Below are 23,634 nucleotides of genomic sequence, written 5' to 3' on the forward strand. Positions count from 1 at the left end.
ATGGCTGAACGTATCAAGACGGATGTCTGCATCATCGGTGCAGGCTCGGGCGGGTTGTCGGTGGCGGCGGGGGCTGTGCAGATGGGGGCATCCGTGGTGCTGCTTGAGGGCCATAAGATGGGCGGGGATTGCCTGAACTATGGTTGCGTGCCGTCAAAGGCGCTGCTGCATGCGGGTAAGTCAGGCATGGAATGGAACGCGGCACATGAGCATGTGCGTGCCACCATCGCCACCATCGAACCCCACGATTCGGTTGAGCGGTTCGAAGGGTTGGGTGTGCGTGTCATCACCGAATACGGTCAGTTCATCTCGCCCAAAGAAGTACAGGCGGGCGACTATATCATCGAGGCACGGCGCTTTGTGATCTCGACCGGCTCGTCGCCTTTCGTGCCGCCCATTCCGGGCATTGAGAATGTGTCCTATGAAACGAACGAGACGATTTTCGAGCTGAAGGAGCGTCCCGATCATCTGCTGATCATCGGTGGTGGTCCCATCGGCATGGAGATGGCGCAGGCGCATCGTCGTTTGGGCTGCGAGGTGACCGTGATCGAAGGCGCCAAGGCGCTGGGTAGGGATGATCCCGAGATGGCTGCGCAGGTGCTTACCGCTTTGCGTGACGAAGGCATCGCCATTGAAGAAGACGCCATGGCCGCCGAAATCCGTGGCAAAGCCGGCGCGGTCGAGGTTGAGGCCAAGGATGGTCGCATCTTCACAGGCACGCATCTTCTGATGGCCGTTGGACGCAAAGCCAACACAGACAAGCTGAACCTTGACGCTGCCGGGATCGAGCCTACTCGCGCGGGCATCAAGGTCGATGCCAGCCTGCGCGCCACCAACAAGAAGGTCTATGCCATTGGAGACGTCGCGGGTGGGCTGCAATTTACCCATGTCGCTGGATACCATGCGGGTGTCATTATCCGTTCGATGCTGTTCGGCCTGCCGTCCAAGCAGCGAACAGATCACATCCCGTGGGCAACCTATACCGCGCCGGAACTGGCGCAGATCGGCCTAACCGAAGCTGAGGCGCGCAAGACTCACGGTGACAAGCTGGAGGTTGCCCGGTTCGACTTCGCTGGGAATGACCGTGCCATCGCAACCCAGCAGGCCAAGGGGCTGATCAAGGTAATGATCGTCAAAGGACGCCCGGTTGGCGTCTCGATCGTTGGTCCCGGCGCGGGTGAGATGATCACCCTTTGGGCGCTGGCTATCGCCAACCGTTTGAAAATGGGACAGATTGCGGCCATGGTTGCGCCATACCCGACCATGGCGGAAATCAGCAAGCGGGCGGCGGGGGCCTATTTCTCGCCGCGACTTTTTGATAACCCTAAGGTCAAGCGGGTGGTGGGGTTCGTTCAGAAATTCATCCCGTAAACTGAACTGACAGTTTGAACTGGTGGGGGCGCGCAAGTGTTCAATACTCTTTCCGGCCGATTTCTGATCCTGACAACGCTGTTCGTCATGCTGGCCGAGATTTTGATCTTCGTGCCGTCGGTTGCGCGGTTTCGGGCCGATTATCTGCAAGACCGGCTGGAGCGCGCGCAGATCGCGTCGCTGGCGCTGCTGGCTGATGACATGATCGCGCCAGAGCTGGAAGCCGAGCTTCTGGAAAACGCCGAAGTCTATAACGTCGTGTTGCGCCGTGATGAAATGCGCGAGCTGATGCTGTCTTCGACCCCGCCAGATGCGGTGACAACAGATTTTGACCTGCGCGAAGCAAATGCGATGGTGCTGATCCGTGATGCCATGATGCGTCTGTTTAACCCAACACCCGAGGTGATTCGCGTCATCGGCGACCCGGTGCGCGAAGGTGGGTTGGTGATCGAGATCACGATGTGGACCTCGAAACTACGGGCTGCGATGATTGACTACGGCGTAAATATTCTGCTTCTGTCTGCCGTAATCTCGGTCATAACAGCGCTTTTGCTGTTCTTGGCGGTGCAAAGCCTGATCGTGCGCCCGATCAAGGGCGTCGTGGGCAATATGAAAGCCTATGCAGCAGACCCCGAGGACGCGCGGCGCATTATCGCCCCCGCCACCAGTGTGACCGAATTGCGCGAGGCCGAAGTGACCCTGCGCAGCCTTCAGACTGACCTGACAGGTGCGTTGAAACAAAAAGAACGGCTGGCACAACTGGGCGGCGCGGTTGCCCGGATCAGTCACGATTTGCGAAATGTCTTAACCACGGCGCAGCTGTTTGCTGACCGGATGGAAACCAGCGAAGATCCCTTGGTGAAACGCGTGGGTCCCAAGCTTATGAACTCGATCAGCCGCGCGGTCAGTCTGTGTGAAAATACATTGGCCTTCGGCAAGGCGGAAGAACCTGCTCCGACGATGAACCGCTTCAATCTGGCCGAGCTTACGGCCGATATTATCGAAAGCGAACGCCTGTCCGCCGGGGATCATGATCTGTCCTTTGCCGAGGATATCCCCGCTGGTCTGAACCTGCGCGCCGATCCCGAGCAACTGTACCGCGTGCTATCCAACCTTGTGCGTAACGCGCGGCAGGCCATCGTGGCCTCTGGCAAGCCGGGCGAGATTGCTTTGCAAGCCAGCGAAACGGAGACGGACTGGCTGATCCGCGTGGTCGATACCGGGCCGGGCTTGCCCAAGTCATCTCGGGATCACCTGTTTCAACCTTTTGCCGGCACCAGTCGAAAGGGCGGATCCGGTCTGGGGATGGCAATCTCGGCCGAGCTGGTGCGCGGGCATGGTGGCACGTTAGAGTTGGAACGCACAGATGAGACGGGCACCACCTTCGTGATCACACTGCCACGCGCCATCGCGGATTAGCCAGCGGGCAAAAAAGGGGCCGCCTGTGGCGACCCCTGACCTGACGTGAGTGGGGGTAATAGCCTTAGCTTTCTGGCGGCAGGATGACGCTGTCGATCACATGGATCACACCGTTCGAGGTTTCGATATCTGCGGTTGTGACGTTGGCACCCTGAACCGTTACGCCCGACATGGTGCCGATTTTCACTTCAGCGCCTTGTACGGTGGCGGCCATCATGCCGTCTGACAGGTCGCCAGACATCACTTTGCCGGGGACGACGTGATAGGTCAGGATCGACACCAGCCTGTCTTTGTTTTCTGGCATCAAAAGCGTTTCGACAGTGCCCTCTGGCAGGGCTGCGAAAGCGTCATCCGTGGGGGCGAAGACGGTGAAGGGACCTTCGCCCTTCAGGGTGTCGACCAAGCCTGCGGCCTGTACGGCGGCGACCAGTGTGGTGAAGCTGCCAGCGCTGACGGCGGTGTCGACGATATCTTTAGAGTGGCCATCCGCGAATGCCGGTGCGGCAAAGGTGGCGGCTGCGGTGATGGCGATGAAAGTACGACGAAGCATGTTGTTCTCCTTGTTGTCAGATACAAGGATTACGGGCGTGTCAGATGGGCGGATCACCTGCAATGTTAACGATTTCGTGAGAGTCGCGCCGTTCACATGTTCAGCGTGATCTCTCCATTCGGGGTTTTTGCGCGACTTTGGCACAGGATCATTGCGCCTTCGCGCTGGGCGTTGGAGAGAACAAAATCTCGGTGCTCGACATCGCCTGACAACACGTCGCATTTGCACACACCACAGATCCCGTCCGAGCATTTTACATCCACATGCAGCCCAGCATTGTTCAGCGCATCGGCGGCGGTTTGATCGGCTGAAACGTCAATCTTGCGACCGTCTTTCAGGTGCAGGGTGAAGGGGTGGTTTTCATAATCCGGCTGCTCGGGCACGCTGAAATATTCCAGATGTCGTGCGGCGTCCGGGATGCCCTGGCGTTCCGCCGCCTGCATCACGGCATCCATATAACGATCCGCCCCGCAGGCATAGACATGCGTTCCATTTGGTGCACGGCTTAGAACGGTATCGAAGTCGGCACGGCTGCCTTCATCCGAGAAATGCAAATGCACGTTGTCCGACCACGGCATTGCGGCCAGATCGTCCAGATACCCTGCATCTTTCCGGCTGCTGGCTGAGTAATGCAGTGCGAAATCCGCGCCGATGGCATGCAGGCGATGGGCAAAGGCGATCATCGGGGTGACGCCAATACCGCCGCCCATAAGAAAGGTCTTGGGCGCGTCTTCAACCAGTTCAAAATGGTTGATGGGCTTCGAAACAAAGACCTTGCGGCCCTCGGTGAAGATCCGGTGCAGAAGCGCTGAACCACCGCGCCCATCCTCTTCGCGCAGGACGCCGATCTGATAGCGTTTTCGGTCGGCGGGGTCACCGGACAGCGAGTATTGCCGCAAGAAATCGGGCGATACCAGCACGTCCAGATGCGCCCCGGCAGTCCATGCGGGAAGCTCTGATCCGTCAAGCGAGGACAGCTCGTATTTCGTCACGCCCGGCGTCATCTGCTCGACCTTGGACAGCGACAGCTGCAACACCGGGCTGTCATCGGGCACCACATAGCGATGCACCATCGACAGATCCCCGCGTGCCTTCCGAGCGCGGTATTCCTTGGCCGAGATCATCGCCTCATAAGCCGCAATTCCAGCCTCGCGATCCATTGGGAACGGGTAGGGGGCGGGCGGTGGGGCCAAGGGCGCGGGATAGGTCGCAAGGGTCTGGTCCTCGGGTTTCAGGTCAATCTCGCGCTGAAGGTCGCGGCGGTTCACCGGTGCATTGGGCGCGTGGTATCCGCCATCCGGCCCCAGCTCTAGATCCCACCACCATTTCTTGACCTCATTCAGGCCGCCATTGCCAACAACATCATCCAGTTTGGCCAAGACAGGTGCCGCGCCGGGAAGGTTCGAAGCGGCCCAGCGGAACGGGGTCTGTGCGAAAAGGCCCTCCAGATTCCACGGGCAGGTTTTCATGCAACGCCCACACATCGCGCCCCCCGGCTGGGTCACACGATAGGTGGTGCATTTCTGGCTGTCAGATTTCCAGATCTCATAGCCGTTGAACATTTTCTTCGGTCCGGCAGTGATCGCGCCTGAAGGACATTCACGTGCGCATTTGTTGCAGCTTTCGCAGAAGCGCTGCAGGCCGAAATCAATTGGTTTGTCATGGGCCAGCGGCATGTCTGTCGTCACCGCCCCTGACTTCAAACGTGGCCCCAGAAGCGGGTGCAGAATGACCTCGCCGATCCGGCTGATCTCGCCCAACCCAGCCAGCAGCAGAAGTGGTGGTTGCAACACCGTTCCATCCATCACCGTATGCGCCTTGGCCGAATAGCCGAGGTTGCGAATTTGCTGCGCGATGACGCCGCCGATCAGCGAAAACCGCAGATAGGCACGCATGGATTGGCTGACGGCGATCCAATCATCACCGGATGCGCCCTCCATCGTTTCAAAGCCCTGATCCACGATCATCGAGATGGCGTTGTCGTGGGTTGGCACGATTTCGGCCCCGGTGGCGTCGTGGCTGTACCAGACCCAATCCGGGCAGCGGCTGGTGCCAGCCGCGTCGATCCCAAGGAAATAGCTGGCGGCACGCAGCGCGGCGGCATTGGCTTCTGCGTCCGTCGGTCGCGCACCATTTGCTACGGGTCCGTCCTGCAACGGTGTGAAGGCTCCAAGCGCGCGCCGTTGTGCATAACTGGGGGCGGATTTGCGCACATACATCCCGCCCGAGGAATGTTTGTGCAAATGCTTGCCCATATCCCCGAACTGCGCACGGGCGAACATGTCGGATCGTTTCGGTACGCGGGCGACGTTTTCTTCGTCGATATAGGATGTAGGTTGGTCGACACGTTTCAGACGCTCGAACGGCAGCGGTCCTTGGGCATAGTCACGACGTGCATAAGGATCACGGTTCAGACCGGACTTGGTGCTGTCCACGCCCAGTGTCCAACGAAGCCCGGTCAAATTCGGCTGATCGGGCTGGGGCGCAAGGGGGCGGTCGGGCGTAAGTGCAATATCCGTGGTCACGACGGCAAGGCCGAACTGTTCGCCAACCCACGGCGCTTGCAGGCCGTCCGGGGTCGCCCAAGCCAGCCCGGCCTGCACAGCAAGCCGCGACATCCACACATCGCTGGCAGCCCCCGTATGGGCCTTTGCGTCAAACCCCAAAAGCCGCAGATAGTTCGCGATGACGATGGCCGTTTCCGAGGACAGAAGGCAAGCGCGATGGTCCTGCGCGTCCATGATCCAATCCGCACCCGGTTCGTCGGCACGGGGGTCACGGTGGTGTTCATACAGGAAGACAATCGCGTGGGTGTGATCTGTTACGGGGCGAATTCCGGACGACAGGCTCTCTTTCAACTCGGCCATCAGGGTGTCGATCCCAGCCGCCAGCGTCCTTACCTCGCGTGTGCCAAGAGCGGTGACCAGATCTTGAATGCCGGGGTTCTCGACCGGTGTTTCGCGCAGGGATGTTTCGTCCAGCTGCGTGATCCCAACCATCGACGCATCCGAGTAATAGCCAAACGCTTTCAAATGCCGGGAGCGTTCGTCGGGATCCGAAGGGATAGACGAGCGGGTTGGATTAACCTCTCCATCCCGGATCGCGTCCAGCGCCGCCTGATGAGGGGCCATTGCGTTGACAAGGCTTTCGGGTCGGTCGGGCCGGTGAAAGGACAAGTGCGGGTCGGGCGCAACCTGATCCAGCCCGACCGCTACGTCGCAACGGCGCAGTCGTTCAAGCGGGTAGGGGCCCAGATCTACGGGCCGATGTCGTGTCGAAAACAGGCGCATGTCGGTCGTCCAGTTTGCCGGGGCAGTCAGCATGTCCCGACTTAAGGTCGGGTGCCATCCTTGGTCCAGCTAAGGCTTTAACGTGTATGGTTACCAAAAGCACGTTTGCAAATGAGGCGCTAGAGTAAAATTGGATTCAATATCCATTCCGAGAGCGAAACCGCTTAACCTCGCGCTTTGTGGGTGATTTCCCGGTAAATAGTTCAACATATAACGGAACGCGATCGATCCGGCCGATTGGGTCTTCCGTGATCTCCATCGCGATATAGCCGACCTGCGTGTAAAGGATCGCCATCGTGCGGACCTCGGCATCACCGGGGGGATAGCCAAAGCGCTCGAACATCGACTTGATGGCGGACTTGCGCTGGGCGTCTGCGTGATCAACGCGCCGTTTAAGCGCGGCATCATGGTCGGCCCAGTTGCGGATCGCACGATCAAGCTGCGCGTCGAACAGGTCTTTCTTGAACCAGCAATCCTGAAGGTTGAACATCGCCTCGCCGATCGTTTCGGCATAGAGGGCGCATTGCGCGACCAGATTGCCGGTGTTCTTGTCCTCCCACCGTTTGATCATGGCGCCGAGCAACGCCTCGCGGTCGCGAAAGTGGTGATAGAACCCGGTGCGGGTCAGGCCAAGCCGGTTGGCCAGCGGCATGATTTTCACTCCGTCCACACCAGACGAGATCAGCAATTCAAGTGCAGCATCAAGCCACATACGTTCCGAAGCGCGAGGGCGGGCCGAGGCGCGGGGGTGGGGCGTGTCGTTTTTGGCCATAATCGCGCATCATAGGTGACTTGACACGTGTGTCAAATCAGATGTCACTTATGTCAAGTAAGCGACTCATGACAAGGGAGGATGTGATGAGCGAGCCAACAACAGCGCGGCGACGCAGCCGTGGAAGGCGGCAGGCGCGCGATGGATCGCCGGGCCAAAATCCGCATTTGGAGCGGCCCTATATCAAGCGCGGCATTCCCACCTATGACATCCTTGGCGAAGATGCGCTCGTGCAGATCGAAGCCACAGCCGACCGTATTCTGGCCGAGATCGGCATTGAATTTCGCGACGATCCCGAAACGGTCGAGATGTTCCGCAAGGCCGGTGGCACGGTCACGCCGCTGGATGATACGCGCTGGAACATCAAGTTCGCACCGGGCATGATCCGCGAGATCTTGCAGACGGCTCCGCCCGTCTTCACCCAGCACGCCCGTAACCCCGCCAACACTGTTCAGATCGGCGGGGATAACGTGGTCTTTGCGCCATCTTATGGCAGCCCGTTTGTGATGGATTTGGACAAGGGGCGCCGCTATGGCACGCTTGAGGACTTCCAGAACTTTGTGAAGCTGGGGCAGGCCAGCCCGTGGTTGCACCATTCTGGCGGGACGGTGTGCGAGCCGACGGATGTTCCCGTGAACAAGCGCCATCTTGATATGGTCTATGCCCACATGCGCTATTCCGACCGGCCGTTTCTTGGCTCGGTCACTGCGCCAGAGCGTGCCGCCGACAGTGTCGAGATGTGCCGGGTGTTGTTTGGTGCCGATTTCGTCGATCAGAACTGTGTCATTATGGGGAACTTCAATACCACCAGCCCGTTGGTGTTGGACGGGATCACAACGCAGGGCATTCGCGAATATGCACGTGCGGGGCAGGGGTCAATCCACCTGCCGTTCCTGCTGGGCGGAGCGGTGTCCCCCCTGACCATGGCGGGATCCGTAGCGCAATGTCTGGCGGAAAGCATGGTGTCTTGCGCCGTTGCACAGCTAGAGCACCCCGGCGCGCCGGTTGTGCTGGCCAGCTTCCTCAGCTCCATGTCGTTGCGGTCGGGGTCGCCTACATTTGGCACGGCGGAACCTGCGGTGGGCAGTCTTGTTTACGGCCAATTGGCTCGGCGGTTGAACCTGCCATTGCGCTGCGCGGGAAACTTCTCGACCTCGAAACTTCCCGACGCGCAGGCGATGCAGCAAGCGATGATGTCGATGATGTCTGCGGTGCAGTGCGGAGCGAATTACCTGCTGCATTCTGCCGGGTTCCTCGATGGGCTTCTGTCTATGTCCTACGAGAAATTTATGCTGGATCTGGATCTGTGTGGTGCGCTGCATTCCTATTGCGGCGGGGTGATCGTGAACGAGGACACGCTGGGCTTTGATGCCTTGGCCGAGCAGGGACCGGGCGAGCATCTGTTTTCGACCGCGCATACGATGCGCCACTATAAAACAGCCTATTACGACAGCGCGCTGGACGACAATCAACCGTGGGAGACATGGGACGAGCAAGGCGAGATTGACATGGCGGCCCGTGCGAACCAACGCTGGAAAGCGCAGCTTGCGGCCTATGAGGCACCAGAAATGGATCCTGCGATAGACGAGGCGCTGAAGGACTTCGTTGCACGCAAGAAAGCCTTGATGGAAGACGCTTGGTACTGAGGGCGGTGGGGCTTCGCCCCCGCGTCTGCGACGCTCCCCCAGGATATTTGAGACAAGAAAATGTGGGCGAAACGCCCAAAGCCGAGAAGGATGGATGATGTCGAACGATCCACTTTTGCAGCCATATCAATTGGGGCATCTGACACTGAGAAACCGGATTATGACAACGAGCCATGAACCGGCCTATCCCGAGGATGGGATGCCGAAGGAGCGTTATGCAGCCTATCACGCTGAACGGGCCAAGGCAGGTGTAGCGATGACCATGACCGCGGGATCAGCGGCGGTGTCGAAAGACAGCCCGCCGGTCTTCAACAACATCCTTGCCTATAAGGACGAGGTGGTTCCGTGGATCAAGAACCTGACCGATGCGGTGCACGAACATGGCGCGGCCTGCATGATCCAGTTGACCCATCTGGGGCGGCGGACGGGGTGGAACAAGGGCGACTGGTTGCCGCCGGTCTGTTCAACGCCGCACCGTGAACCTGCCCACCGCGCCTTCCCCAAAATGGCCGAGGACTGGGATATCTCGCGGATCATCTCGGACTTCGCAGACTCTGCCGAGCGGATGAAAGAAGGTGGCATGGATGGGGTCGAGGTGATGACCCATGGGCATCTTCTGGATCAGTTCATCTCGCCTCTGACCAACCGGTTGGACGGTCCGTATGGAGGAGACCTTGCCGGGCGGATGAAGCTGACGATGGATATCATCGAGGCTGTGCGGGCACGCGTGGGTCGCGCGTTCATTGTAGGGGTGCGTTTTGCCCCGGACGAGGTCGAAACCGGCGGAATCGATCCCGAAATGGGGCTGGAAATTGCCCGGATGCTGCGCGACTGCGGGCATGTGGACTATCTGAACATCAACCGGGGGCGCATTCATACGGACCCCGCGATGACGGACATGATTCCTATTCAGGGTGCGCCGGCGTCTCCTCATTTGGATTTCGCGGGGCGGGTTCGCAAAGAGATCGGCATGCCCACCTTTCATGCGGCCCGCATTCCTGATGTGGCAACTGCGCGCCACGCGGTCTCCTCGGGGCAGTTGGATATGGTCGGCATGACGCGCGCGCATATGGCCGATCCGCATATCGTGAAGAAAATCATCGAAGGGCGCGAAGAAGATATTCGCCCCTGTGTCGGTGCGACCTACTGTCTGGACCGGATCTATCAGGCGGGGGATGCGCTGTGTGTCCATAACGCCGCCACTGGGCGCGAGCTGACCATGCCGCACGAGATCGCCTCAGCGGCCACACCCCGCAAGGTGGTGATCGTGGGCGCTGGGCCGGGGGGGCTTGAAGCCGCGCGGGTTGCTGCCGAGCGTGGTCATGAGGTGACCGTCTTCGAGGCGCAACCCGATCCCGGTGGCCAGGTGCGTCTAACCGCGCAGACCCCGCGTCGACGCGAGATGATCGGCATCATCGACTGGCGCATGGCGCAATGTGCGGCGCGTGATGTCACCTTCCATTTCAACACATGGGCCGAGGCCTCGGACGTCACCGTCCTGAACCCAGATGTTGTGATCGTCGCCACTGGCGGTCTGCCAAATCTCGAGCTGTTCGAGACCACGGGCGAACAGGAACTGGCCGTCAGTGCGTGGGACGTGATCGCGGGTGACGTGAAATGCGCGGGAGATGTACTGATCTATGATGAAAGCGGCGATCATCCGGCGCTGCAGGCCGCCGAGATCGCTGCCGAGTCGGGTGCAAATGTCGAGGTGATGACACCGGATCGCGTCTTTGCCCCCGACATCATGGCGATGAACCTTGTGCCATACATGCGCTCCCTTCAGCCCAAAGGCGTGCGGTTCACCGTGACCGAGCGCCTGAAGGATATTCAGCGTGATGGCAATCGCCTGACGGTTACTTTGGGCACGGATTATTCCGAGTTCACCCGCGAAGCGACCTATGATCAGGTGGTGGTGAACTATGGCACGATGCCGATGGCTGATCTGTATTTTGACCTGAAAGAGCTGTCATCAAACCGGGGTGAAGTGGATCATGACGCACTGATCGAGGGCCGCCCGCAGACCATCCGCTCCAATCCCGACGGAGGGTTCCAGCTGTTCCGCATCGGAGACGCCGTGACCGCACGCAATACGCATGCCGCCATCTATGACGCGCTTCGCTTGGTGAAAGACTTGTAGACTTAAGCCTGTTGCGTGCGTTCGATATACGCGCGCAGCTCTTCTGCTTCGTGGCGGGCATCCCGAAGACCATCCATCGCGGCGCGCAGTTCGGCCTCGGTCTGGTGCAGCTGGTTTGCCATCTCGGCCTCGCGCGATTGCAGATAGGTGATCGCCTGATCGCGGGTTTCTTCCGCCTCGTGCAGGGCGTGCGCCATCTTGTCCAGCTCGCTCATTTCGCTGCCTTGCACCTGCACGAAACGGTGGATCAGCCAATGAGCAAACCAACCCAGCACGAAGGCCACGAAAAGAATGATGGCGGTGACGATGATAAACTCGGTTCTGTTCATCGGGGCTGTCCTTCGGTGTCAATCAGCGGTCCGGGCGCGGGGCCGGGCGGATGTCGTTGGCGTCTGGGGCAAAGATCTCGGGACCACTATAGGACGGTTCAGCCGGGTCTTCACTTGATTCGGGGGGCGAGGCGTCCGGCGTTTCCGTATCCGTCGCTTCGGTGTCTTGCGTAACTGGGTCAGCCGGGGTTTCAGCGGTGGCGTCATCGGTCTGCGTTTCAGCGGCATCTGCGTTCTGTTCAGCAGCGGGCGTGTCTTCAGCCGGGCTGTCGGCAGGGGCGTTCTCACCTGACGCGACCGGAGCGTCTTCGCCAGTGGGCGCCACGACGGTTTCCGGTGTTTCTTCGGCGGCGGATGCGTTTTCTGTCGCGTCTTCGGGGGGCGCGTCTGCAGCGGGTGCTTCAGCTGCCGGTTCTTCTGCTGTTGCGTCCGGATCTGTTGTGGACGGTGTCGCGCTGTCGTCTGATGGGGCGTCCGCCTCGGCCTGTGTTGTGTCACCCTCGACGGGGGCATCGACGCCCGCATCGTCAACATCGGTGTTGTCCGAGCTCACACCTTCAAGCAGGCGGAACTCGATGCGGCGGTTGGCTTCGCGGCCATCCTCGGTTCCGTTGTCTGCGATCGGGCTTTCTTCGCCATAGCCAACAGCCGACAAGTTCGAAGTCAGAATGCGGCGCGATAGAAGAGCAGACAGAACAGCTTGGGCACGGTTCTGAGACAGGGCCAGGTTCATTTCCTCGCGGCCCTGACTGTCAGTGAAGCCTGCGATTTCCATTCGAACATCCGAACACTGGCGCATAATCTCGGCGATCTTGTCGACCGTATCTGCCGCCGAGGCTTCGATATTCGCAGAACCGGGCGCGAAGGTGATCTTTTTCTCGGCCAGAACGGCGTTGATGTCGGCCGCGCATTGTTCCGGGCTGGGCAGGTTCAGGGTTGGGTTCAGGCTTTCTTCATAGGTAACGTTGACCTGAAAGTTCTCGGACGCGCCCAGCTTTTCGCCCAAAAGGCGCGAGATTTCGCCGCTGGCTTCTGGATCTCCGGTGCGACCACGAATGTCGACAATGTCCGGTTGGACGACCACAACGCCGTTGGCGACCAGCGACAGCGCCTCGAGCCCGGCCAGAACACGCGTCGGCCAGTTGCCCGGCAGGTCGGGATCAAGGCGGGTAGCGGGATAGACCGCGCCTGATCCGAATTTGGCACGTGCAAAGCTTTCCGCGGCACTGCGCAAGGCATCATCCGTCAAGCGGCCACGCAGTTGCACCTGCCCTTCGGGGCTGAGGGTCGCAACGAATTCAGGCGTTGCTTCGCCTTCCCCGGTGCCGTCGATTTTGACGGGTTCGGGCAGGACCGAATGCAGGGAATAAAGGTCTGGAAGGTTGCTTTCCAGTTCGCCCACCACACGGTCAAACGTGGCTTGCGGCGTGGTGTCTTGGGCAACCAACGTCACATCCGCATCCGAGAAGGTGACCGAGCCGCCGCCCAGCGTCGCGACTGCGTTAATGCCCATTTCCGCAGCATCAGCCCAATCGGGCGATGGTACACCAAGCCCGATAATGCAGTTTGCGACTCCGTCCAGGCCGGCCTCGGTTGCGGCCGAGATGATCTTGGCGCGCCCAATGGCGTCATGGGCTGAACAGGCGTCAAATCGCGGGCCGTTTTCGTCGATCAGGAACCGCAGCGTAAAGGGGGTGATCACCGGGCGGGGTGCTGAAATATCGATGGACAGAAGGATCGAGCGTGGCGCTTTGCGCTTCAAACGGCGTGCCCAATCTTGTTGTTCTTCCGCGCTGTCGGCCACAGCAGTGATTGCCACTTTGTCCGCATCCATCGAGATTTTCGCGCGCGGCAATTGTTGCAGCGCATAGATTGCAAAATCCAACGTACTGTCCCAGTTTGCGGGAATCGGATAGTCGGCAACTTCCAGCAGGTCAGTGACTTGCGCACGCCCTGCGATGCCAGCCACTTCGTTGATCAGGGTGTCGCGGTCAGATTCTGTTGGGATCAAACCGATCATCGATACGCCAGCATCGTTGCGTAGGACTTCGATCGAAAACCGGGGTGGCTGTATCGCTTCTGCCGCAGGAATAGTCATATTGTCGATGATCCGTGCCGCATCGACCTCGCCCCCTGCAATAGAGAGGGCGCGAAAGCGCATGGCTTCGCTTGGTGCGGTGCCCGAGAGAACCACCTGCAAGCCGTCGGCCTGAACCTCAACCCACTCATGCCCGCGCAGGGTCAGCGCATCTTGTATCGTTTCTTCCGAACTGCTTTCGATCACATCAACCGAAAGAATGGCCACCACAAGGGCGAGCAGAGCGCCGACAATCAGTGAAGCCGGTACCAGAAGGATTTGCGATGCGCGCATACGAAGTCGGGTCCGTTATATCTTTGGTTTTAAGTTTCTTATGAGGAGTTGGGTCAGGGTGCAATCAAACGATTTGGCTTGCGGCAAGAAACAGCACAAAAATTAGCCCCGCATCACGGTTTGATCGGAACAGTTTCATGCAGGTTTCTGGGTTGTCGGTGTCCAGCTTGCGCAGTTGCCATGCGAGGTGCCAGCCCATGAACCACGCACCCCCCATCGACACGACCAGCGTCAATGCGTTTGCACCTGGGATCAGAGCCAAAACCACGCCCAATGCGGCCAGCACAACAGTCACCACAAGAAACACCCGCAACCATGTGCGGCTGTTCTCGCCAAACAGGCGGGCGGTGGATTTAACGCCGATCAGCGCGTCGTCCTCGGTGTCTTGATAGGCGTAAATCGTGTCGTAAAACAGGGTCCATGCGATCCCTGCCGCGTAAAGCGCGATGGGTGCAAGACCAAGCGAACCAGTATGCGCAACCCAGCCCACCAGCGCGCCCCAGTTGAAGGCGATGCCAAGGAAGGCCTGCGGCCACCACGTAAAGCGTTTGGCAAACGGATAAATGGCTACGGGCAGCAGAGCGGCGATGCCCAGCAGGATCGTGGCCCAGTTGAAGGTCAGCAATATCCCAAACGAGATCAGCGCCTGCAGGCCCATCCACACCATCGCCTGTTTTACTGTCACCTGCCCCGATGGGATTGGACGGCTTTTCGTGCGCTCGACCTTGCTGTCGATATCGCGATCCGTGATGTCATTCCACGTACATCCTGCGCCGCGCATCAGGAACGATCCAATGGCGCAGCCCAGCATGATCCATGCGTCATACCAGCCAAAGCGCCCGGTGCTGGCGGTTGCCAAAAGCAGACTCCACCAGCAGGGAAGCAAAAGCAACCAGGTCCCAATCGGGCGATCCGCCCGACTGAGGCGCAGATAGGGGCGCGACCATGCAGGTGCACGGTGATCCACCCAGTTGCCGGTATAGGCATCAGAAACCTGTCCTGTAGGGTCTGGCAAATCGGTGTTCGGGGTCATAGGTTTCCCTCATGAAACAGGCAAAAACGCGACTCTATGTAGATCACCCCTTGGGTCAGGGGCAAACCGTTTCGCTGGACCGCGATCAGGCGCATTATCTTTTTGGTGTAATGCGGCTGGGCGAAGGCGATCTTGTTGCCCTGTTCAATGGCCGCGAGGGCGAGTTTCCCGCGCGTGTCGTCGAGGCGGGCAAGCGCAAGGGCGTGTTGGAATGTCTTGAACAATCCCGCCCGCTGCATATGCCGCCCGACCTGTGGCTGTGTTTCGCGCCGATCAAGAAGGCGCGTACAGACTTTATCGTCGAAAAAGCCGCTGAAATGGGGGCTGCCCTGATTCAGCCCATGTCGACCGAGTTCACCAACTCTGAACGCATCCGTCGCGATCGCTTGCAAGCCCACGCGGTTGAAGCCGCCGAGCAATGCGGTGGGACCTACGTGCCCGAGGTCGTCGACCTGATGCGTATGGACAAGCTGTTGGATGCATGGCCGGAAGATCGTCAGATCATGTTCTGCGACGAGACCTTGGTGGGTGCTGCAGAAACCCTGTCAGCCGCCAGTGGTCACCGTTGGGCCATTTTCATCGGCCCCGAAGGTGGGTTTTCTGACCGCGAACGCGCTCGCCTGCACGCGATGGAGAATGCTCACCCCGTCAGCCTTGGTCCCCGCATCCTGCGCGCGGACACCGCCGCTGTCGCTGCCATGACGATGTGGCAGCAAGTGCTGGGGGATTGGGGATGATCCGCAGGGCCCGGCCCGGGGACGAGGTCGCAATCGAGGTTTTCTTGGCAAATCACGCGGAAACCAGCATGTTTTTGCGGTCGAACCTGATCGAATGTGGCTTGGAAGGGGGCGAGTCGCCTCGCGCCACGACATATTGGATCTGTGAAAGTGAGCAGGGCATTCGGGCCGTGTTTGGGCGGTCGAATGCGGGATTTTTGATGATGCAGGCCCCCGATGCGTGTCAAAGGGACTGGTTGGCGTTTCGCGATTGCATTGCAGGGCAAAGCATATTGGGCATCACAGGGGATGCGCCGCAAGTGGCTTTTGGTCGCGCATTTTTGCAGCTCGAAGCCAAAGATTTCGCCTTAGATGATGCCGAGCCGCTGTATCGCTTGCCTCTTGATGGATTGATCGTGCCTGTAGGCCAAAGCCATACACGCCCGCCGGTCGAGGCGGATCGCGAGATGCTGGAGATTTGGCATCGCGACTATATTTCCGAATTGCGGATGAGCACGCCCTCGCGCATGGATGCCGAGGCAAAAGAACGTGCCGAACGGTCGATTTCGGCGGGCCAGACGCGGTTGTTGATCCAAGACGGCCAGCCTGTCGCCATGACCGCGTTCAATTCCCGATTGCCCGATATGGTGCAAATCGGGGCGGTCTATACACCGCCAACGCTGCGGTCGTACGGGTATGCCCGCCGGGCCGTGGCCTTGCATCTGGACGAGGTGCGCGCCGAGGGCGTTCAAACTGCGATCCTGTTTGCCAGCGGTGAACCCGCCTGCCGTGCCTACGAAGCCATCGGTTTCGAACGTATCGGCGCGTATCATCTGGCAATCCTGAAGGAACCCATCATTTTGGAGGCTGCATGAGCTTTGTTCGGACCGAGGCGCTGACCGCACTTACCCGCTATCGCGAGGCGCTGATCGGGGCTGGGATCATCCTTCTGGGGCTCTGGTGGGCGTGGGGATCGCTTGGGTTGATCAAATGGCTGGGGGTGGCTTTGGCAGGGCTTGGCGTGCTGGTGCTGTTGTCGGGCTTGCGCCGGTCGCGCATTCGAAGCGCCCATGGTGGCGTTGGCGTTGTGCAGATCGACGAAAGGCAAGTGACCTATCTAGCCCCGGTTGGGGGCGGCTTTGCCTCGCTTGATGATCTGCGTTTGATTGAAATCGTACAGGACCGTGCGGGGCTGTCAGTTTGGCGGTTCCATCAACCCGGTAACGTGCTTGTGATCCCGGCGCGCGCCGAAGGGGCAGAAGCAATTTTCGATGCCCTAACGGCCTTGTCTGGTGCCGATATCGACGTCGCTATTCGCGCTGTAAACACGCCACCTGCTGACACTGTCGTGATCTGGGGGCAGGCGGTCGTTAAGCTGCATTGACACCGGGCGCGGGTTGCCCCACGACTGAAGCCCCCATAAGGGCGTTTTCTATAGGAGCCGAACATGTCCATTCCTCAGTCCGGTGGTGGTCCGATCACCCATCACGATCAGTTGGCACAGTTTCTGGAAAGCGGCTGTAAACCGCGCGAGACATGGAAGATCGGCACCGAGCACGAGAAGTTCGGCTATTGCAAGGACACGCTGAAGCCGCTGCCTTATGACGGGGATCGTTCGATCCTGAAGATGCTGGAAGGGCTGCGGGATCGGTATAACTGGTCCGAGGTGCGCGAGGCGGGCAATCTAATCGGGTTGGAACGCGATGGCGCGAATATCTCGCTTGAACCGGGCGGGCAGTTTGAACTGTCGGGCGCACCTTTGGACAATATCCACCAAACTTGTGACGAGGTGAACGAACACCTGCGCGAGGTTCAGGATATCGCGGACGAGATGGGCGCGCGCTTCATCGGTCTGGGCGCCGCACCTGAATGGACGCACGAGCAGATGCCCGTGATGCCCAAGGGGCGGTACAAGCTGATGACCGATTACATGGATAAGGTTGGCACACACGGAAAACAGATGATGTATCGGACCTGTACTGTGCAGGTGAACCTCGATTTCGCATCCGAGGCCGACATGGTGCAGAAGTTCCGCGTGGCGTTGGCCCTGCAGCCGGTGGCAACCGCGCTTTTTGCAAATTCGCCCTTCTTCGAGGGCAAGCCCAACGGTCACAAAAGCTGGCGCTCGCGCATCTGGCGTGATCTGGATGGCGCGCGCACTGGCATGCTGCCATTTGTGTTCGAAGACGGCATGGGGTTCGAGCGCTACGTGGATTATGCGCTCGATGTGCCGATGTATTTCGTCTATCGTGACGGGCAGTATATCGACGCGCTGGGCCAGTCCTTCCGCGACTTTATGCAGGGCAAATTGCCCGCGCTGCCGGGCGAGACGCCGACGCTGTCGGACTGGGCAGATCACCTGACCACGATCTTCCCCGAAGCGCGGATCAAGCAATATATGGAAATGCGCGGCGCAGATGGTGGCCCGTGGCGTCGCCTGTGCGCGCTGCCCGCCTTGTGGGTCGGGTTGATGTATGACCAGACCAGCCTTGATGCGGCATGGGATCTGGCCAAAGGCTGGGATGCCGAAACCCGCGAAGCCTTGCGTGTTGCGGCATCCGTCGATGGGCTGCAAGCCGAGGTGAACGGCATTCGCATGCTCGATCTGGCCCGCGATGTGGTGAAGATCGCCGAAGGCGGCCTGAAAGCCCGCGCCCGCGTGGGCAGTGGCGGTATGGTGCCGGACGAAACCCACTTCCTGAACGCGCTGCAAGAATGTGTCGAAGAAGGCCGTTCGCCCGCCTGTGAACTGCTGGGAAAATATCACGGTGAATGGGACGGGGATCTCAGCCGGATTTATGCAGAGTATAGTTACTAAGGGCTGCTTTGCGGGACAAATCGGCCACTCGCCTGTTAGAAGGCAAGGACCGCACACAGCCCGAAGCGGAAGTTGCATTTTGCCCTCTGGCGCCCCGTGGTTACAAGCCTTGGGGACAAAAAGGTTTCACGCGTCAGACTGATCGGCAAGTAGCGAGGGTTTTAGGAAGCACGGATTGACCGCGCCATTGCACACAGCCAAGACCTCGGCTTGCTTTAAAGCAGAATTTCGCTTCATTCGTTCAGATTAGTGCTAGCCATTTTACTCCCCCAAAGAGTTCGATCATGTTATGCGCAACACTTGGTTTGCATACCGACCAAATTGGAACTGAAGACAATGAGATTACAATATGCGCTGATTGCGATCGCTATCCCTGTGCTCGCCGTATTCATATTTGGAAAAGATGAGATCACGTTGGAGACGTTTCCCGACGACATCGACATTTCAACAACCCAAACCGGCGTTGTACCCTTCCCCAAGGGAACGCCCGCGATATATACGAATGTCTTTTCCAAATACACAAAAGTCGTTGCTCCGAATGGTAAACCCATTCACATCCTGATTGAGGATGGCTGGACGGATGCGCAGGCTGTAAAGGGGCGCAACGTTCTGGAGCACTATTTAACCAGCGTTCCCGGATTACAGTACGGCAGCGACAAATCTGCTGTGGCCAACAGTATCGCAGATCAAGGCGCGGCGCTCATTTTTGCCAACAACTGGGATTCGATGGAAACTGCAGGAATGCGTGCGGTGTTTGATGCTTTCGGTGGCAAAGTTCAAAATCAACACGCAAACGAAATCACCGTTGAGGGCAGTAAAGATTATCTGGAGCACAAAACAAGGGATGCCTCATGGGAGGAAATTTTCCATTTCGTACATGATTACGGGATAAAACCCGTGCTGCCAGAATACCAAAAAGAGATTGAAGCGGCAGAAGATGCAGCGACCGCAAGAGGGTTCCTTGGATGGCCGAGATCAGAGCCGGACAACTATCCTAATGAGTATTACATTTGTGTTTACGACAATTATCTTAACCTGTGGAAGGCCAAACCAAAGGTCTACGAGGGGAAAATCTTGACCCCGGCAGATGTTCCTGAGGGCAAGAGCCATTTCTCGGCTTATCCGCTCGCAGACTCCCGGGAAGGCGTTCAAGAGAACGACCCCCTTGGATATGCAATGATTGAAAAATTCCTGCCCCCTTACATTACATTCACGGCAGCGTTACCCGCGGATTTCAACGATGTATTTTGGCTGAGGTTCCACCCAGACAAAATCTACACCCACAAATCGCAATTCCTAAAGGACATCACCTTGACCGGTGGAAATGACTCAGGCGTCGTTGGAAACCAGTACGACAATGTCTTTACCGGAAACGCTGGGAACAACGCATTTGACGGAGGTCTGGGCAACGATGTCGTTGTTTTTTCTGGCCCTCGCAGTGAGTATGAAATTACAACTGTGCAAGATCAAACGACTGTTCACGACACAACAGGCGGTCGCGATGGGACCGATATTTTGACCGGTGTGGAACGCATTCAATTTTCTGACGAAGCGCTTGAACTATAAAACCGATGTGGTGAACCATGGGAACTGACTTGACCCAAAGTCAGGCCCATGCCTTTGAAGCAGAGTATGATTGTTCTACTGCATTCTGGCAAAAATCCCAGAGTGCAGTGTTCGGCGATTGACGACGTAGGTCGCATGACTATTTTTCTTTGATTACCAATTAACGCATTCGCGGAAGTACTCTGACTCAATTGTTGTGAGCATTGGGTGGTTATCAGACACAATTCGCGCCAAAGCCTAGGCCGTTTGCTCAGCTGTGCAAAGTCTGCCATCTGCGGATTGCTGCCACAGAGGCCGGGCGCGGCATCTGTCGCTATGGGCTCAAAGCTGACCTGCTCTGAAAATCACTTCCCCGCAATTAGGCAACACCTTCCCCGGATTCATGATCCCCTTCGGGTCAAGTGCCTGTTTGATCTGGTGCATGACCGCCAGCGCAACCGGATCTTTGCGCCGCTGCATTGACTGGAGCTTGCTAACGCCGATCCCATGCTCGGCCGAGAAGCTGCCGCCCAGATTGCGAACCACATCTTCGACCAACTCCATCACGGGATCGCAAAGTGCTGGGGTGCTGGGATAGACATTGTAGTGAATGTTACCATCGCCCAGATGCGCAACCTCAAGCGTTTCGGCGCCGGGGTCCAGCTGGATCAACTCGGCTTTCATACGTGTCAGGAACGGCTCGACCTGATCCAGTGGTAGGGAAATATCGTTGTTCACAAGTGGATTACGGGAAAGGCAGACCTCGGCGGCGGCTTCGCGGCGGGTCCACATCTGACTGCGTTGAGTGTCGTTCTGGGCGATGACCGCATCTTGGATCTGCCCAGCCTCGATCGCCTCGGCCAGGATGTTTTCGAAGGTTGCATCCAGCGGCAGGCTGCCATCGGGGCCGGGCAGGGCATCCTTTGGCGCGGTCGAGGCGATTTCGGCAAGAATGGTCATGTTGGGTTCGGTGCCAAAGACGGGATTCAAACCCTCAAGATGCGTGTGAATTGCGGACATGTAATGCGCGGGCATGTATTCGAAGGCTTCAACCGCACCGCCCGTGGCCTTTTGCAGTCGGTTCAGAACCGAAAGCGCATCGGTCAGAGTGTCCAGCGCCAAAAGTGCGGTGGCGCGGGCGGCGGGGGCGGGGACAAGTTTCAGCACTGCGCCGGTGATTACAGCCAGCGTGCCCTCGGACCCAATCAGAAGGTTGCGCAGGTCATAGCCGGAATTGTCTTTGTGCAGCTCGCTCATCAGATCCAGCACGCGGCCATCGGGCAAGACGGCCTCGATCCCGATGCACAACGCGCGGGTATTGCCGAATTTCAGAACATTGGACCCGCCCGCATTGGTCGCAAGCATCCCCGCAATCATGCACGAGCCTTGCGCGCCGAAGGTCATGGGAAAGCGCAATCCATGCTCGGCCACCGCATGATGCAGGCTTTCCAGCACCACGCCCCCGTCGACGATTGCCAACCGTGCGTCAGGCTTGATCTGGCGGATCTTGTTTAGCCGGGTCAGCGACAGCATCACGCTGCCCTCGGGCGCATGGGCACCGCCTGCCAGACCGGTATGGCCTGACACAGGCACGACCGGGGTGCCTGTGTCATTGGCCAGCGCCATGATGCGAGATACCTCGTCCACCGATGCAGGTCGCAGAACGGCAAGGGGCGTGTTTTCATACTTGCCGATCCAGTCTGTTGCGAACCCCGCCGTATCAGACCCGGTCAAAACATGGTCCGGTCCAATGATGTTGCGTAGGCTGTCGAGAATGTCCATGAAATGTCCCTTGGGATATGCGTGACTTGGAATTGGCAAGGTGCTAGCGATAACTTCTAGTTTCATCTGTGCGCCATGCCAAGAAGGAGAGCCCCCCTTGCCATTGATCAGGGCACAACGTCGTCCCGCGCGATTTTGTTTGACGGGGATATGCGGCCAAGTCGCGTTGCGCAAAAGGAATTTACCCAGCATTTTCCAGCCTCGGGCTGGGTCGAGCATGACCCCGAGGAAATCTGGGAATCGGTATGCGCCACGTGCCTTGAGGCTGCCGAAGGGCAAGAGGTCGCGGCGATCGGTATCACCAACCAGCGTGAAACCACATTGGTTTGGGACCGCGCAACAGGCGCGCCTGTTTACAACGCTATTGTCTGGCAGGATCGCCGTACCGCACAGACCTGCGTCGATCTGAAAGCCGCAGGGCACGAGGGCATGGTGACGGATCGCACGGGGCTTTTGCTGGATCCGTATTTCTCGGCCACAAAGTTGGCGTGGATTTTGGACAACGTGGACGGTGCGCGCGCCAAGGCAGAAGCCGGAGAGCTGGCCTTTGGTACCGTGGATACCTTCCTGATCTGGCGCCTGACAGATGGCGCATCGCATGTAACCGATGCGACGAATGCCGCGCGGACGATGTTATATGACATCAAGAAAGGTGCGTGGGCTGCGGATATTTGTGCTCTGCTGAATATTCCGATGAACATGCTGCCCGAAGTGCGCGATTGCGCGTCTGATTTCGGGGTGACGGATTTGATGGGTTCGCCCGTGCCCATTCTGGGCGTGGCGGGTGACCAACAGGCAGCGACGATTGGGCAGGCCTGTTTCCAGCCGGGAATGCTGAAATCCACCTATGGCACGGGCTGCTTTGCCCTTTTGAACACGGGCGATACACCGGTGGCGTCAAAAAACCGTTTGCTGACCACCATTGCCTATCAACTGAATGGCAAACCGACCTACGCGCTTGAAGGCTCGATCTTCATCGCCGGGGCAGCGGTGCAATGGCTGCGCGATGGGCTGGGCATCATCGACAATGCGGCCGAGACGACGGCGCTGGCAGATGCAGCCGATCCCGAACAAGAGGTGATTTTGGTCCCCGCCTTCACCGGCATGGGTGCGCCATACTGGGATGCAGAATGCCGTGGTGCGGTGTTCGGCCTGACCCGAGGATCCGGGCCCAAGGAATTCGCCCGCGCAGCGCTTGAGGCTGTGGGTTTCCAGACCCGCGATCTGCTTGAAGCGATGCAGGCTGATATGGGCAATGCGAGTGAAACCGTGTTGCGCGTGGATGGGGGTATGGCGGCGTCAGACTGGGCAATGCAATTCTTGGCAGACATCAACGGCGCGACGGTGGATCGCCCAACGGTTCTGGAAACTACAGCGTTGGGTGCTGCATGGCTGGCTGGCATGAAAGCCGGAGTTTACCCCGATCAGACCGGGTTCGCCGACACTTGGGCGCTAGAGCGCAGCTTTGCCCCGCAGATGGATGACGGCACCCGCACGCGTCGCTATGCGGGGTGGAAAGATGCAGTGTCGCGTACGCTTAGTCGCGCTTAGGTTCCGACCGATAAATCCCTTCGGGCAGGTTCAGCGCGGCAGTCAGGTCGCGCAATTGCGCGGGTGAAAGGGTGATCTTGTGCACCTGATCGGTGCGCGGGTCCCATTGTTCCAGTGTCACGCAATCGGCAAAGGCGTTGATGGTTACGTCCTCGTTCAGATGGCGGGTGTCGGAAACCTCGCCTTCGTCCACAAGGGTAACGACGGTCGAGTCAAATTCGTGTTCGATGGTAAACATACTCCAAGTCTAATCGCTTATGCGCCAAAGGCCAGAGTGATCTGGCGAAGCGAAGGTTGGGCG

General features: G+C 58.8%; 18 protein-coding genes. 10 read left to right on the forward strand and 8 right to left on the reverse strand.

Annotated elements, in window-relative coordinates; translation table 11 throughout:
- Both FIL88_RS01595 and FIL88_RS01600 read left to right on the forward strand, forming a co-directional pair.
- A complete protein-coding gene (locus tag FIL88_RS01595; protein WP_142852070.1) occupies positions 1-1,371 on the forward strand; it encodes a dihydrolipoyl dehydrogenase family protein in 1,371 nt (456 codons plus the stop codon).
- A gap of 36 nt (positions 1,372-1,407) precedes the next feature.
- Entirely contained in the window at positions 1,408-2,790 is a 1,383-nt protein-coding gene (locus tag FIL88_RS01600; RefSeq protein WP_142852071.1) for a sensor histidine kinase, read from the forward strand.
- A gap of 64 nt (positions 2,791-2,854) precedes the next feature.
- Here the strand turns inward: FIL88_RS01600 and FIL88_RS01605 are convergent, their stop codons facing one another.
- The 3 genes from FIL88_RS01605 to FIL88_RS01615 form a co-directional block, all read right to left on the reverse strand.
- Positions 2,855-3,340, reverse strand: a complete 486-nt coding sequence (locus FIL88_RS01605; RefSeq protein WP_142852072.1) for a fasciclin domain-containing protein — start codon at positions 3,338-3,340, stop codon at positions 2,855-2,857.
- A 92-nt stretch (positions 3,341-3,432) separates the two neighbouring features.
- Positions 3,433-6,663: a reductive dehalogenase gene (locus tag FIL88_RS01610; RefSeq protein ID WP_246066585.1), complete on the reverse strand. Its 3,231-nt coding sequence runs from the start codon at positions 6,661-6,663 to the stop codon at positions 3,433-3,435.
- A 103-nt stretch (positions 6,664-6,766) separates the two neighbouring features.
- Positions 6,767-7,402, reverse strand: a complete 636-nt coding sequence (locus FIL88_RS01615; protein ID WP_142852073.1) for a TetR/AcrR family transcriptional regulator — start codon at positions 7,400-7,402, stop codon at positions 6,767-6,769.
- An 86-nt stretch (positions 7,403-7,488) separates the two neighbouring features.
- Here FIL88_RS01615 and FIL88_RS01620 point away from each other — a divergent pair, with 86 nt between their 5' ends.
- Both FIL88_RS01620 and FIL88_RS01625 read left to right on the forward strand, forming a co-directional pair.
- Positions 7,489-9,048, forward strand: a complete 1,560-nt coding sequence (locus tag FIL88_RS01620) for a trimethylamine methyltransferase family protein (protein WP_142852074.1) — start codon at positions 7,489-7,491, stop codon at positions 9,046-9,048.
- A gap of 97 nt (positions 9,049-9,145) precedes the next feature.
- Positions 9,146-11,188, forward strand: coding sequence for an NADH:flavin oxidoreductase (locus FIL88_RS01625; protein WP_142852075.1), 2,043 nt, complete (start codon positions 9,146-9,148; stop codon positions 11,186-11,188).
- Between the two features lie 2 nt (positions 11,189-11,190).
- Here the strand turns inward: FIL88_RS01625 and FIL88_RS01630 are convergent, their stop codons facing one another.
- The 3 genes from FIL88_RS01630 to ubiA all read right to left on the reverse strand — a co-directional run bounded on the left by FIL88_RS01630 (position 11,191) and on the right by ubiA (position 14,921).
- The gene (locus FIL88_RS01630) at positions 11,191-11,517 is read right to left on the reverse strand and encodes a hypothetical protein (RefSeq protein WP_142852076.1); all 327 of its coding nucleotides are present in this window, start codon (positions 11,515-11,517) and stop codon (positions 11,191-11,193) included.
- A gap of 22 nt (positions 11,518-11,539) precedes the next feature.
- A complete protein-coding gene (locus FIL88_RS01635) occupies positions 11,540-13,888 on the reverse strand; it encodes an OmpA family protein (RefSeq protein WP_142852077.1) in 2,349 nt (782 codons plus the stop codon).
- A gap of 64 nt (positions 13,889-13,952) precedes the next feature.
- Positions 13,953-14,921 (reverse strand): 4-hydroxybenzoate octaprenyltransferase, encoded by a 969-nt coding sequence (gene ubiA / locus FIL88_RS01640; protein ID WP_142852078.1) that lies wholly within the window; start codon positions 14,919-14,921, stop codon positions 13,953-13,955.
- An 11-nt stretch (positions 14,922-14,932) separates the two neighbouring features.
- Here ubiA and FIL88_RS01645 point away from each other — a divergent pair, with 11 nt between their 5' ends.
- The 5 genes from FIL88_RS01645 (at position 14,933) to FIL88_RS01665 (ending at position 20,021) form a co-directional block, all read left to right on the forward strand.
- Positions 14,933-15,658 carry a 16S rRNA (uracil(1498)-N(3))-methyltransferase gene (locus tag FIL88_RS01645; protein ID WP_142852079.1) on the forward strand — a complete coding sequence of 242 codons (726 nt, stop codon included), beginning with the start codon at positions 14,933-14,935 and terminating at the stop codon, positions 15,656-15,658.
- Positions 15,655-16,512 (forward strand): GNAT family N-acetyltransferase, encoded by an 858-nt coding sequence (locus tag FIL88_RS01650; protein ID WP_142852080.1) that lies wholly within the window; start codon positions 15,655-15,657, stop codon positions 16,510-16,512. Before FIL88_RS01645 ends, FIL88_RS01650 begins: the two co-directional genes overlap by 4 nt.
- A complete protein-coding gene (locus FIL88_RS01655) occupies positions 16,509-17,021 on the forward strand; it encodes a hypothetical protein (protein WP_142852081.1) in 513 nt (170 codons plus the stop codon). Before FIL88_RS01650 ends, FIL88_RS01655 begins: the two co-directional genes overlap by 4 nt.
- 63 nt (positions 17,022-17,084) lie before the next feature.
- The gene (locus FIL88_RS01660; protein WP_142852082.1) at positions 17,085-18,455 is read left to right on the forward strand and encodes a glutamate--cysteine ligase; all 1,371 of its coding nucleotides are present in this window, start codon (positions 17,085-17,087) and stop codon (positions 18,453-18,455) included.
- A gap of 321 nt (positions 18,456-18,776) precedes the next feature.
- Positions 18,777-20,021, forward strand: coding sequence for a calcium-binding protein (locus tag FIL88_RS01665; protein WP_221931104.1), 1,245 nt, complete (start codon positions 18,777-18,779; stop codon positions 20,019-20,021).
- 321 nt (positions 20,022-20,342) lie between these two features.
- Here FIL88_RS01665 and FIL88_RS01670 read toward each other — a convergent pair whose 3' ends face one another.
- Positions 20,343-21,782 (reverse strand): FAD-binding oxidoreductase, encoded by a 1,440-nt coding sequence (locus FIL88_RS01670; RefSeq protein ID WP_142852084.1) that lies wholly within the window; start codon positions 21,780-21,782, stop codon positions 20,343-20,345.
- 75 nt (positions 21,783-21,857) lie between these two features.
- Between FIL88_RS01670 and glpK the strand changes: the two genes are divergently transcribed.
- A complete protein-coding gene (gene glpK / locus FIL88_RS01675; RefSeq protein WP_142852085.1) occupies positions 21,858-23,333 on the forward strand; it encodes a glycerol kinase GlpK in 1,476 nt (491 codons plus the stop codon).
- On the opposite strand, the gene FIL88_RS01680 is transcribed toward glpK, so the two are convergent.
- Positions 23,320-23,571, reverse strand: coding sequence for a hypothetical protein (locus FIL88_RS01680; protein WP_142852086.1), 252 nt, complete (start codon positions 23,569-23,571; stop codon positions 23,320-23,322). The two genes, glpK and FIL88_RS01680, sit on opposite strands and share 14 nt — an antisense overlap.
- Positions 23,572-23,634 lie beyond the last annotated feature (63 nt).

This window comes from Aliiroseovarius halocynthiae, assembly GCF_007004645.1.
GTDB classification, from domain to species: domain Bacteria; phylum Pseudomonadota; class Alphaproteobacteria; order Rhodobacterales; family Rhodobacteraceae; genus Aliiroseovarius; species Aliiroseovarius halocynthiae.